Origin of the sequence: Bradyrhizobium sp. C9 (genome assembly GCF_002532045.1) — a bacterium.
GTDB lineage: Bacteria > Pseudomonadota > Alphaproteobacteria > Rhizobiales > Xanthobacteraceae > Bradyrhizobium.
In genome coordinates this window covers 287762-300367 of the sequence record NZ_NWTG01000003.1, presented here as the reverse complement: position 1 = coordinate 300367, position 12606 = coordinate 287762, and the positions used below count along the sequence as shown (strand labels likewise).

13 protein-coding genes are annotated in these 12606 nt (G+C 65.5%); 5 read left to right on the top strand and 8 right to left on the bottom strand.

The annotated features are described in order from the left end of the window. Positions 1-28 precede the first annotated feature (28 nt). The 5 genes from pgeF to CO675_RS09035 form a co-directional block, all read right to left on the bottom strand. Positions 29-796, bottom strand: coding sequence for a peptidoglycan editing factor PgeF (gene pgeF, locus CO675_RS09055; protein WP_198964547.1), 768 nt, complete (start codon positions 794-796; stop codon positions 29-31). Next, positions 793-1911 carry a class I SAM-dependent methyltransferase gene (locus CO675_RS09050; RefSeq protein WP_097671578.1) on the bottom strand — a complete coding sequence of 373 codons (1119 nt, stop codon included), beginning with the start codon at positions 1909-1911 and terminating at the stop codon, positions 793-795. The genes pgeF and CO675_RS09050 overlap by 4 nt, the downstream gene beginning before the upstream one ends. Positions 1912-1935: 24 nt before the next feature. Further along, positions 1936-2778, bottom strand: a complete 843-nt coding sequence (gene lgt / locus CO675_RS09045) for a prolipoprotein diacylglyceryl transferase (protein WP_097671577.1) — start codon at positions 2776-2778, stop codon at positions 1936-1938. 5 nt (positions 2779-2783) lie between these two features. Next, complete coding sequence (locus CO675_RS09040) at positions 2784-3008, bottom strand: GNAT family N-acetyltransferase (RefSeq protein ID WP_097671576.1); 225 nt, start codon at positions 3006-3008, stop codon at positions 2784-2786. Positions 3009-3145: 137 nt separating this feature from the next. Beyond that, positions 3146-3877, bottom strand: a complete 732-nt coding sequence (locus CO675_RS09035) for a dienelactone hydrolase family protein (protein WP_097671575.1) — start codon at positions 3875-3877, stop codon at positions 3146-3148. A gap of 178 nt (positions 3878-4055) precedes the next feature. Here CO675_RS09035 and CO675_RS09030 point away from each other — a divergent pair, with 178 nt between their 5' ends. The 4 genes from CO675_RS09030 (at position 4056) to ychF (ending at position 7103) form a co-directional block, all read left to right on the top strand. Then, positions 4056-4316, top strand: a complete 261-nt coding sequence (locus tag CO675_RS09030; protein ID WP_038388183.1) for an accessory factor UbiK family protein — start codon at positions 4056-4058, stop codon at positions 4314-4316. 182 nt (positions 4317-4498) lie between these two features. Beyond that, a complete protein-coding gene (locus CO675_RS09025; RefSeq protein WP_097671574.1) occupies positions 4499-5218 on the top strand; it encodes a 50S ribosomal protein L25/general stress protein Ctc in 720 nt (239 codons plus the stop codon). 55 nt (positions 5219-5273) lie between these two features. Beyond that, entirely contained in the window at positions 5274-5879 is a 606-nt protein-coding gene (gene pth / locus CO675_RS09020; RefSeq protein WP_097671573.1) for an aminoacyl-tRNA hydrolase, read from the top strand. Between the two features lie 126 nt (positions 5880-6005). Continuing rightward, complete coding sequence (gene ychF, locus CO675_RS09015; protein WP_097671572.1) at positions 6006-7103, top strand: redox-regulated ATPase YchF; 1098 nt, start codon at positions 6006-6008, stop codon at positions 7101-7103. 229 nt (positions 7104-7332) lie between these two features. On the opposite strand, the gene CO675_RS09010 is transcribed toward ychF, so the two are convergent. Continuing rightward, complete coding sequence (locus CO675_RS09010; RefSeq protein WP_097671571.1) at positions 7333-7608, bottom strand: metal-sensitive transcriptional regulator; 276 nt, start codon at positions 7606-7608, stop codon at positions 7333-7335. Between the two features lie 65 nt (positions 7609-7673). On the opposite strand from CO675_RS09010, the gene CO675_RS09005 reads away from it, so the two are divergent. After that, complete coding sequence (locus CO675_RS09005) at positions 7674-10067, top strand: heavy metal translocating P-type ATPase (RefSeq protein ID WP_097671570.1); 2394 nt, start codon at positions 7674-7676, stop codon at positions 10065-10067. A 187-nt stretch (positions 10068-10254) separates the two neighbouring features. On the opposite strand, the gene CO675_RS09000 is transcribed toward CO675_RS09005, so the two are convergent. Both CO675_RS09000 and CO675_RS08995 read right to left on the bottom strand, forming a co-directional pair. Further along, positions 10255-11169: a 4-hydroxy-tetrahydrodipicolinate synthase family protein gene (locus CO675_RS09000; protein ID WP_097671569.1), complete on the bottom strand. Its 915-nt coding sequence runs from the start codon at positions 11167-11169 to the stop codon at positions 10255-10257. A 516-nt stretch (positions 11170-11685) separates the two neighbouring features. Beyond that, positions 11686-12606, bottom strand: a complete 921-nt coding sequence (locus CO675_RS08995; protein ID WP_029081982.1) for a LysR family transcriptional regulator — start codon at positions 12604-12606, stop codon at positions 11686-11688.

Below are 12606 nucleotides of genomic sequence, written 5' to 3'. Positions count from 1 at the left end.
CGCATAAAAACGAAGATGTCGCCCGGCGTCAGCCTTCCAGCGCGATCGCGTGAACGAGCCGGCCGTAATCGGCTTCCTTGCGGTGCAGCGAGCGGCGATAGCTGAAGCAGCGCTCGTCGGAATAGGTGTCGATGCCGAGATCGTCGATCATCAGCACGCCGGCATTTTCCAGCCGCATCCGGATGAAGGCAGGGAGATCGAACATCGCGTGGCCGTCGCGTTCGGCAGGCGTGAAGAACATCCCGTTCTCCGCATCGGTCTCGATGAAGCGTTCGACGAATTCGCGTCCGACCTCGTAGGATTCCTTGCGGATCAGCGGGCCGATGGCGGCGACGATGCCGCCGCGCTCGGCACCGAGTCTCTCCATCGCATCGATGGTCGATTCCAGCACGCCGGTCAGCGCGCCCTTCCAGCCCGCATGCGCCGCGCCGATTACCCGCGCATGGGGATCGACGAACAGGATCGGGCCGCAGTCGGCTGTCGTGACTGATATGGCAAGCCCGTCGGTGCGCGTGACCAGCGCGTCCGCCTTCGGGCGCGCGGCGCCATTCCATGGTCCGGTTACGGCCACGACGTCGGGCGAATGAACCTGATGCACGCTGATCAGGTGGTCGGACGGCACGCCCAACTGCTCCGCCATCCTGCGCCGGTTCTCCGCGACCTTGGCCGGATCGTCGCGCGAGCCGAGCCCGCCATTGAGGCCGGCATAGATGCCCTCGGAGACGCCGCCCTCGCGCGAGAAGAAGGCGTGGCGCAGGCCCGGTATGGCCGACAGCAGCGGTGATCCCAATGTCATTGTTCGGTCTCGTCAGGCTGATCGCTGAGGCCGGCGATCGAGGTGAGGCGCGGGTCGGAGATGGCCATGACCTTGAACATCGAGCCCATCCCGCCGCGCCCGGAATCGGTCAGGCGCTTCAGCGCGCCGGCAATGTCGGCGGAGACCTCGGGTGAGGCTTTCGCCATCAATCCCGCGGCACGCGCCTCGACGCCGAGGCGCTTGAGGAAGTCACCCTGCGTCGCCGGCCCATGGACGCGCGCGCCGACATCCTCGGCGGCGCGCGCCAGGGCCTGGAAATCGACATGCGCCGTGATGTCGGCCTGTCCCGGATTCTTCAGCGGGTCGGCGAAGCTATGGCGCGCGATCGCCTGGAAGGTGTCGCCAGCATCGCTGCGCAGATGGCCGTAATCGATGATCAGCGCGGCGCCGTCCTGGTCGCGCAGGCGCGTTGCGAGCTTCATGATCTCGCTGTCGGGCCGCCATTCGAACACCGCACCTAACGGGGCGGCGCGCACCAGCGGCGGCAGCAGCACCTCGAAATGCGGCGTCGGCTCGGCGGCGGGCGCGAAATACAGGCTGCCATTGGCGTCCATCCCGACCGTGCGCTCGTGCCAACCGGTCTCGCGTCGGACCATCTGGTGGATCGGCAGCACGTCGAAATATTCGTTGGCGAGGATCACCGCCGGTCCCTCCGGCACGTCGTCGATGCTGTCGTGCCAGGTGATGTTGCGCACGCCGGTCAGCGCGGCGTGCTGCTTCTCGCGCAGCACCGGATTGACCTCGACGAGGTGGATGCTGAGCGACTGGTAGAGCGGCGGCAGCACGCGCAGCGCACGCAGCGCATCCGACATCATGGTGCCGCGGCCGGGCCCGAGCTCGATCAGGCGGAGCGTGTCCGGCGAGCCGATCGCGCGCCAGATCGAGGCGCTCCACAGCCCGAGCAGTTCGCCGAACATCTGGCTGACCTCGGGCGCCGTGGTGAAATCGCCCTCGCGGCCGAGCGGGTCGCGCGACAGATAGTAGCCGTAGCGCGGATGCATCAGGCACAATTCCATGTAGCGCCAGACCGGTATCGGCCCGGACAGCTTGATCAGCTTCCTGATCTCATCCAGCAGTGGGGAGGGTTCGCTCACGGCCTTCCTTGGATTGCACTTGCTCTACATTGAAGTCGGCGCGGGCCCGTTCGCCCTGCGGCGAACGGCGGCCGTGATGATGATAGCGCCCACGATGATCATTGGCACCGACAGCAGCATTCCCATGGTTAATCCGCCCCACAGGAATCCGAGCTGCGGATCGGGCTCCCTGAAATGCTCGCCGATGATCCGGGCAATGCCGTAGATCGTGATGAAGCTGCCGAGGATCAGGCCGGGTCGCTTGAGCGCGCCCATCCGGATCATGATCGCCAGCGCCGTGAACAGCACGATGCCCTCGAGCCCGGCCTCGTAGAGCTGGCTCGGATGGCGCGGCAGCGGTCCGCCATTGGGGAAGATCATGGCCCAGGGCAAGCTCGGATCGGCGTAACGACCCCACAATTCGCTGTTGATGAAATTGGCCAGCCGGCCGAGGAACAGCCCGATCGGCGCGACCGCGGTGGTGATGTCGCCGAGCGACAGGATCGGGATGTTGTTGCGGCGGGCAAACAGCATCACGGCGGCGACGCAGCCGAGGAAGCCGCCGTGGAACGACATGCCGCCCTTCCACAATTCCAGGATCTCGGACGGGTGCGCGATGAAGAAGGGCAGGTTGTAGAACAGCACATAGCCGGTGCGGCCGCCGACGATGATGCCGATGGTGACCCAGAGGATGAAATCGTCGAGCTGCGGCAGCGTGATCGGCGCCGGGCCGCCCCACAGCCGCTCCTTCTTGATCAGCGAGCGGGCGTAGATCCAGCCCAGCACGATGCCGACGATGTAGGCCAGCGCATACCAGCGGATCACGATCGGCCCGAGCGCAAGCGCGACGGGGTTGAACACCGGAAAGTCGATCAGCAGGAACGGCATCGGGATCAGAGCGCTTTCGTGTAGACGGCGTAGGGCACGCCATGAATGGGCGGAGCGTCATGCACCTTGCTGAAGCCCATCCTGAGATACATCGGCAAGGCGACCGTCATGATGGGGATCGTGTGAAGCGCAATGGTCCGGCACCGGTCATGCCGCGCCCTGGCGAGGCATTCCGACGTCAACGCATGCCCGAGTCCCGTCCCCCTGTCGACAGGGTCGACGACCAGCATGCGAATGACCGGCCATGCCTGATCGAAGAATGCGGCCTTTTTGACGCCGGGCCGAAAATAGCGCCGGCCGGCCGGTCGCCGAGCCCGGCGACGAAGATCTCGCCGCCGGCGCTCAGCTCGGAGGTTTTCTTCGGGCCTCAGACCAGGTTGCGGCGATAGAGTGCGAGCAGCCGCTCCCAATGCCTTTCGGCGGCGTCGCGGTCGTAGACCGGGCGCTTCGGGAAAGCGAACCCATGATGCGTGCCGGGGTAGATCTCGACCTCGTTGTTCGAGCCCTTCATGCCCGCCTTCACCTGCTCGATGATCTCCGCCGGGGCGTAGATGTCGGTCTCGGCGCAGGCGAAATAGAGCTCGGCCCTGGTCTTCTGCGCGGCGAGATGCGGGCTGTCCGGCTGATCGGTCGCCAGATGCGTGCCGTAGACCGAGGCGGCGGCCCTGACGCGATCGCCGAAATGCGTCGCCGCGTTCACCGCATAGCGGCCGCTCATGCAATAGCCGACGGTGCCGATGATCCCGGTGTTGGCGGCCTTCTGCGTCTCGGCGTAGGCGAGCAGGCCCTTGGTGTCTTCCATCACCAGCGGGATGTTGAGCGAATGCATCAGCTCGAACATGCGCTTGCGCTCGGGCGATTCCGGATCGGGATTGATCGGGCCGAGCTCCATCACGCCGGCGCGGTAATACATGTTGGGCAGCATCACATAGTAGCCCGAGGTGCCGAGCCGGCGCGCCATGTCGCGCAGCTCTTCGCGGATCGCCGGCGCATCCATGTAGAAGATGACGACAGGGAAGGGGCCGCCGCGCTCGGGATGGGTGATGAAGGTGGTGGTCTTGCCGTCCTTGGTCGGGATCTCGACGGTCTGCTCGATCATGGCGTTTCTGCTCGCGTTATGTGTGCGATTTCTGTTGTGAGTTCATACGATTGCAAGGAAACCGGAGCATGACAAGGCAAGCCCGCGCGAGGTCTGCCATTCGCGGCGGACTTGAACCGGATGGCCGACATCGCCATTGTCTTTTGCGCAAGCCAGTGAACGCGGAGAGTTTTGCCAGATGACCCAGACCAGCAACCGGTTTTTCGACGAGATCGGCCGTCTGATGAACGATGCCGCGGGCGCAGCCCAGGGCGTCAAGCGCGAGGTCGACACGGTCATGCGCAACCAGGCCGAGCGGATCCTGCGCGACCTCGATGTGGTCAAGCGCGAGGAATTCGACGCGGTCAAGGACATGGCCCGCCTGGCGCGCGAGGAGAACGAGGCGCTGAAGGCGAGGATCGCCGCACTGGAAGCCAAGCTGGGTGGTTCGGCGGGCTAGGCTCACCCTCCCCTGGAGGGGAGGGTGAAGAAAGAAAAATCCCTTCATTTCCTTGTCATTTCGGCCCTTTGGGGCTAAAAGCCCGCCACGTCCGCGGCCCCCGCACCCCTGGAGGCTTGCTGTGGACTTGAGCATGGGCCGCGCTGCGGCCTTTAACTTTTTAAATACAAGGACTTAACGCTATGGCGACCGTCAAGGAATTGAAGGCGACCGCGCGTCCGAAGAGCGGCAAGGGGGCCGCCCGGGCAGAGCGTCGCGCCGGGAGAGTTCCCGGAGTGATCTACGGAGACAACCAGCCCCCCGTCACCATCTCGGTCGACGATCGTGAACTGCGTCAGCGCATCCTGGCCGGCCGGTTCCTGACCACGATCTATGACATCGACCTCGAGGGCAAGAAGCACCGCGTGATTCCGCGCGACTTCCACCTCGATCCGGTGAAGGACTTCCCGATCCATGTCGACTTCATGCGGCTCGGCGAAGGCGCGACCATCCGCGTCAGCGTGCCGCTGCACGTCGTGAACGCGGAAACCGCCCCCGGCATCAAGCGCGGCGGCACCGTGAACATCGTCACCCACGCGCTCGACCTCGAGTGCGCGGTCGACAACATTCCGCAATACATCGAAGTCGACGTCGGCGGCCTCGAGATCAGCTACTCGCTGCATCTCTCCGAGGTCACGCTGCCCAAGGGCGTGAAGTCGCTGACCCGCGAGGACGCGACGCTGGTCACCATCGTGCCGCCGTCCGGCTACGCCGAAGAGCAGAAGGCCGCAGCTGCGGCGGCTGCTGGTGGCGCTGCTCCGGCCGCGGGTGCTGCGGCTCCTGCGGCGGCTCCGGCTGCCGGTGCTGCGGCTCCGGCCGCGGGTGCCAAGGCTCCCGCCGGCGGTGGCGACAAGAAGAAGTAATCGATCAGGTCGGCGCGCGATCGTCTGATGGCGCGCCGACGTGGGATGCCGCGCCATGCGCCTTTTTGTCGGTCTCGGTAATCCTGGCGCGAAATACGCCAGCAACCGGCACAATATCGGTTTTCTGGCGGTCGACGAGATTGCACGGCGTCATGGTTTCGCACCATGGCGCCGTCGCTTTCAGGGCGAGAGCTCCGAAGGCGTGGTCGATCGTGAGAAGGTCGTGCTGCTGAAGCCGACCACTTTCATGAACGAGTCGGGGCGCGCGGTGCAGGAGGCGGCGAACTTCTTCAAGCTCGCCCCCGCCGACATCACCGTGTTCCAGGACGAGCTCGAACTGCCGCCCGCCAAGGTGCGGGTCAAGATCGGCGGCGGGATCGCCGGCCATAACGGGCTGCGCTCGATCTCCGCGCATATCGGCAATGAATATCGGCGGGTGCGGCTCGGGATCGGTCATCCCGGCGTCAAGGAGCTCGTGCACAGCCACGTGCTGTCGGACTTCGCCAAGGGCGACCGGTCGTGGGTGGAGGCCTTGTGCCAGGCCGTCGCCGACAATGCCGGCCTGCTGGCTGCGGGCCAAGACGCCTCGTTCGCCAACAAGGTGCATCTGACGATGCAGGCCAAGGGATTTTTCGACACCAAGGACGAGGGCACGAAATAGACCCTCGTCATCGCCGGGCTCGACCCGGCTATCCATTCAAGTGGGATGGATACGCGGGTCAAGCCCGCGTATGACGACTTCACTCAGTTCAGCCGCGCTGCGTGAGCGCGAGAGATCGGGACGAACATGGGATTCAAATGCGGGATCGTCGGGCTGCCGAACGTCGGCAAATCGACGCTGTTCAATGCACTGACCGAGACGGCGGCCGCCCAGGCGGCGAACTATCCGTTTTGCACCATCGAGCCGAATGTCGGCGAGGTGGCGGTGCCCGATCCGCGGCTTGAGAAGCTGTCGGCGATTGCGAAGTCCGCGCAGATCATCCCGACCCGGCTGACCTTCGTCGACATCGCAGGTCTGGTGCGCGGCGCCTCGCAGGGCGAAGGCCTCGGCAACCAGTTCCTTGCCAACATCCGCGAGGTCGACGCCATAGCCCATGTGGTGCGCTGCTTCGAGGACTCCGACATCACCCATGTCGAAGGCAAGATCGCGCCGCTCGCCGACATCGAGACCATCGAGACCGAGCTGATGCTGTCCGACCTCGACAGCCTGGAGAAGCGCGTCGACAATCTGTCGAAGAAGGCCAAGGGCAACGACAAGGAAGCCAAGGAGCAGCTCGAGCTCGTCAACCGCGCGCTGGTGCTGCTGCGCGACGGCAAGCCGGCGCGTGCGCTGGAACGCAAGCCGGAGGAGGAGCGTGCCTTCCGCATGCTCGGGCTCCTGACCTCTAAGCCCGTGCTCTATGTCTGCAACGTCGAGGAAGGCTCGGCCAAGGACGGCAACAATTTCTCCAAGGCGGTATTCGAGCGCGCGAAGGAAGAGGGCGCGGTCGCGGTCGTGATCTCGGCCAAGATCGAATCCGAGATCGCAACGCTGTCGCGCGAGGAGCGTGTCGACTTCCTGGAGACGTTGGGCCTCGAAGAGGCCGGGCTCGACCGGCTGATCCGCGCCGGCTACCGGCTGCTCGACCTCATCACCTATTTCACCGTCGGCCCGAAGGAAGCGCGCGCCTGGACCATCGACCGCGGCACCAAGGCGCCTGCCGCCGCCGGCGTGATCCATACCGATTTCGAGAAGGGCTTCATCCGCGCCGAGACCATCGCGTATGAGGATTACATCGCCGGCAACGGCGAAGCTGGCGCGCGCGATGCCGGCAAGCTGCGGCTCGAAGGCAAGGACTACGTCGTCGCCGACGGCGACGTCATGCACTTCAGGTTCAATACCTGATCACCTTGTTCAGCCGCGCATAAGCACCGCTCTCTCCCCACGTCGTTCCGGCGAAGCCGGGACCCATAACCACCGGCCCTGGTTATGAAGCACGCCGGGGCCCCAGCCCGCACGAACAACCACTCCCTGTGGTAATGGGTCCCGGCCTTCGCCGGGACGACACTGAATATGCGGCAAGGCCGCTGATCATCCTGTAAGAGCGAGCGGAAGAAGCGAGACTGTGCTCGCTTCACCTATCCGCGCGGCCGATCACATCCATCAGCTCGGCGATCTTGCGCCGCTGGTCGGCCTTGTCGCCGGACGAGATCGCATGCTCGACGCAATGGGCGACATGATCGCGCAGGACCTCTTCCTCGACGCGGCGGAGCGCCGCGCGCGCCGCGGCGATCTGCGTCACCACGTCGATGCAATAGCGGTCTTCCTCGACCATGGCGGCCAATCCGCGGATCTGACCCTCGATCCGTTTGAGCCGTTTTAAACAGGATGTCTTGACGTCGTCTCTCATAGGTCTCATATACCCCCCTAGGGTATACAAATCAAGAGGCCGGATCCCGGCCGGGAAGAGTCTTCGTGGCAGACGCAAAACACGACCATTCGCACGCCGATCATCACGATCACGGCGCGGCCGCGCATTCCTGCTGCGGCGGCAAGCATGATCACCACACGACGCCGGCCGAGGCGACGTTTGCGATCGATCCGGTCTGCGGCATGAAGGTCAACCCGGCGACCGCCAAGCACCGCTTCAGCTACAAGGGCGAGGAGTACCTGTTCTGCAGCGGCCGTTGCCGCGAGCGTTTCGAGGCCGAGCCGGAGAAGTATCTCAAGCCGCGCGAGGCGGAGCCGCCGATGCCGGCCGGCACCATCTACACCTGCCCGATGCATCCTGAGGTGCGCCAGGTCGGACCCGGCAGCTGCCCGATCTGCGGCATGGCGCTGGAGCCGGAGCAGATCTCGCTCGACGATGGGCCGGATCCTGAACTGATCGATATGGTCAGGCGCTTCTGGATCGCGCTGGCGCTGACGCTGCCGGTGTTCGTGCTCGAAATGGGCAGCCATCTCGGGCTGATGCATCTGGTGCCGCAGACCTGGTCGAACTGGATTTCGTTCGTGCTGGCGACGCCCGTCGTGCTGTGGGCCGGCGCCCCGTTCTTCGTGCGCGGTTGGCAGTCGGTGGTCACGCGCAACCTCAACATGTTCACGCTGATCGCGATGGGCGTTGGCGTCGCCTATCTCTACAGCGTGGTCGCGACATTGGCGCCGCAGCTGTTCCCGCCGGCGTTCCGCGACATGCATGGTGCAGTCGCGGTGTATTTCGAGGCGGCGGCCGTGATCACGGTGCTGGTGCTGCTCGGCCAGGTGCTGGAATTGCGTGCTCGCGCGCAGACCTCGGGTGCGATCCGCGCGCTGCTCGGCCTTGCGCCCAAGACCGCGCGGCGCGTCACCGATCACGGTGACGAGGATATCGACATCGACGCGATCAAGGTCGGCGACCGCCTGCGCGTGCGCCCCGGCGAGAAGGTGCCGGTCGACGGCGTCGTCATCGAGGGCAGCGCGGTCATCGACGAATCCATGGTCACGGGTGAATCGATGCCGGTCACGAAGGCCGAAGGCGCGAGCGTGATCGGCGGCACCGTCAACCAAAGCGGCGGCCTTGTGATGCGCGCCGAGAAGGTCGGCCGCGACACCATGCTGTCGCGCATCGTCGACATGGTGGCGAAGGCGCAGCGCTCGCGCGCGCCGATCCAGCGGCTTGCCGACCGCGTCGCCGGCTGGTTCGTGCCGGCGGTGATCGCCGCGGCCGCGCTCGCCTTCATCGCCTGGACGGTGTTCGGTCCCGAGCCACGCCTGACCTTCGCGCTGGTCGCCGCCGTCACGGTGCTGATCATCGCCTGTCCCTGTGCGTTAGGGCTGGCAACGCCGATGTCGATCATGGTCGGTGTCGGCCGCGGCGCGCATTCCGGCATCCTGATCCGCGACGCGCAGGCGCTGGAGCGGATGGAAGCGATCGATACGCTGGTGATCGACAAGACCGGCACGCTGACCGAGGGCAAGCCGAAGGTCGTGCGCATCATTGCCTCCGAAGCGGTCGACGAGAACGATTTGCTGCGCCTTGCCGCCAGCGTCGAGCAGGGCAGCGAGCATCCGCTAGCGCAGGCGATCATCGCGTCCGCGAGGGAGCGCAAGCTGGCATCGGCGGCCGTCAGCAATTTTGCCTCGCCCTCCGGCAAGGGCGCGACCGGCACTGTCGAGGGCAAGCAGGTCGCGCTCGGCAATGCCGTGCTCATGGACGAGTTGAAGATCGCAACGTCAGCGCTGGACCAGGCCGCGGAAGCTGCACGGCGGGATGGCGCGACGGCGATCTATGTCGCGGTCGATGGCCGCGTCGCCGGCGTGATCGCGATTGCCGATCCGGTCAAGCCGTCGGCAGCCGGCGCGCTGCAGGCGCTGCGCGCCGAGGGCCTGCGCATCGTGATGCTCACCGGCGACAATGAGACCACCGCGCGCGCGGTGGCGGAGACACTCGGCATCGACGAGGTCGAGGCCGGCGTGCTGCCGGAGCGCAAGAGCGAGGTCGTGCAGCGGCTGCGCGGCGAGGGCCGTGTCGTCGCGATGGCGGGCGATGGCGTCAACGATGCGCCGGCACTCGCCGCGGCCGATGTCGGCATTGCGATGGGCGGCGGCACCGATGTCGCGATCGAGAGCGCCGGCATCACGCTGCTCACCGGCGACCTGACGGGCCTGGTCCGGGCGCGGCGATTGTCGGTCGCAACCATGCGCAACATCCGCCAGAACCTGGCGTTCGCCTTCGTCTACAACGCCGCCGGCGTGCCGATCGCGGCCGGCGTGCTGTATCCGCTGTTCGGCATCCTGCTGTCGCCGATGGTCGGCGCCGCCGCGATGGCGCTGTCCTCGGTCAGTGTGATCGGCAATGCGCTCAGGCTTTCGAGGGTGAAGCTGGATTAGGCGTTTCTGACCTCGCCCCGCGTGCGGGGAGAGGTCGGATCGCATCGCAAGATGCGATCCGGGTGAGGGGACTCTCCGCGAGTCTGTCTCTCACCTATGTTTGCGGAAGCAGCCCCTCACCCCAGCCCTCTAAGAGCAAGCTTCGCTTGTCTCGCCCCCGCAAGAGCGGGGCGAGGGAGCAGAGCGATCACGCCGGCAGCAGAAGCTGGGCGCGGCGCTCCATCTCGGCATCGAGCCAGGTTGCGAGATCCTCGCTCACCTCGACCATCGGCAGCCGCACCTCGGGGCTGTCGATCAGCCCCTGCCGCCACAGCCAGTGCTTGGCCGGCGCGGGGCTCGGTTCCGCGAACAACAGCCGGGTCAGGCCGACGACGCTCTGCCAGGCGGCGAGTGCCGCGTCGCGCTTGCCCTGCTTCAGCAGCGTGCGGATCGAAGCGAACGTGTCCGTTTGCAGATGCGCGGACAGCAGGATCGCGCCGTCGGCGCCGTCCGAGAGCGCATCGAAGGTCTGTGCGTCCTCGCCGGTCAGCACGCGGAAGCCGGTGGGCCGGCGGTTGAGGAAGTCGATCGACTGCGCGCGGTCGGCACAGCAATCCTTCATGCCGGCCATGTTGGGATGTTCCGCGAGTGCCAGCAGCGTCTCGTTGGTCAGGTTCACCGCCGTGCGATACGGAATGTTGTAGAGCACCACCGGCCACGAGGCGTGATCGGCCAGTGCATTGAAGTGCTGCACGAGCCCGCGTTGCGAGGGCCTGATGTAATAGGGGCTCGCGATCAAATAGCCGTTAATCGGCCAGTCGGCCGTATCATCCAGCGCATCCTTCATCCTGGCCGTTGAGGCGCCGGAGAGCCCGAGGCAGACTGGCAGATGGCGGGAGTTGGCACTGAGCTCGTCGAGCACGACGCTGACCAGCCCCTCCAGCTCATCGGTGCTGAGCGCCATGCCTTCGCCGGAGGTTGCACCGAGGATGAAGCCGTCGACGGGGCCGCCGGCATAGTGCCGCACGAGGCGTCGCAGCGATGTGACGTCGAGTTCGCCGTCGCGGAACGGCGTGATCAGGGGCAGCCAGAGGCCCTGCAATTGCTGGTGTAGCTCAGTCATGTTCCATCTCCTTGAGGGGGCAAAGCCGGAGACGGGACCAACAAAAAACCCCGTCCAGGCGGCGGGGTTTCGGGATCGGTAGGATGCGAAAGTGATCTTATCGCGCGCGATCTCGTGTCCCCGGGAGGGGAGCTTTTTTCGACGACAGAACGGCGCACGAAGTCGTGATCATCGGATAATGATGCTGCGCTGCGAGGTTGTTGTCAATCCACATGCCGACCGTGACGTGCAAGGTGAAAAGACAAGCGGATGAAAAAAAGCCGGGCTCGAGTGAGCCCGGCTTAAGGTATTGGCCACGTGAGGCCGACACAATCACCTTCCAAGAGGGATTACTGAACTTCCGCGCCACTGGAGGAGGGGGACATATGCGCGACGCGACCGCTCAGCGTGCAAGCACTATGATCCCCAAGGACGCCTTGCAGCAACTATCCAGCTCGCATGTCAGTCATGCGGAGATTCAGGGGCCTCTACGGGCAGCGCGGAAAGCCTATAACCCAGCCCATAAGGCTGGCTTAATCAGGACGGCCAGCGCTGCGCCTTGCTGACCACGAAGTCGCGGAACACCTGCACCCGGGCCACTGTCTTCAGCTCTTCCGGATAGACGAAGTAGGTGTCGAGCGCGATCGAGTCGGACTCGCCGAACAGCTGCACGAGGTTGTTCTGTTCGACCAGATAGTCCGGCAGCGCGGCGATGCCGAGGCCCTGCTGGCAGGCGCGCACCAGGCCAAGGATGTTGTTGACCTTGAAGTAGGGTTCGCGCGGCCCGGAGCCGTTGCGGCCGGCATCGATCAGCCAGCTGCGGTTCTGCAGATGCGGCGGCACCTGCGAGTCGCCGAGCATGATGATGCGGTGTGAGTCGAGATCATCCAGCGTCCGCGGCGTGCCGAAGCGCTTGATGTATTCCGGCGAGCAATAGGCATGGAAGCCGATCGAGAACAGCTTGCGCTGGATCAGGTCGGGCTGGGTCGGCTTGCGGGTGCGGATCGCGACGTCGGCCTCGCGCATCGACAAATCGAGATCCTCATCGGTGACGATCAGCGAGATCCGAATATCCGGATAGAGCGCGACGAATTCGTCGAGCCGCGGGATCAGCCAGTTGATGCCGAGTGCCGGCGGCGTCGTGATCTTGAGGTCGCCGCTGGGGCGCTCGCGGCTGTCAGTGAGCTTGGCGCGCGCCGCCTGCAGCTGCATGAAGACGTCATGCGCGGTGCGGAACAGCAGGTCGCCCTGTTCGGTGAGGATCAGGCCGCGGGCGTGGCGGTGAAACAGCGAGACCGAGAGCTCCTGCTCCAGCGCGCTGACCTGACGGGAGACTGCCGATTGCGACAGGCCGAGCTGCTCGCCGGCATGCGTGAAGCTGCCAGCCTCCGCCGCCGCGTGAAAGACCTTCAGCTTGTCCCAATCCATGTCCGTAAATCCGTCGCGAGATCGTGCCAT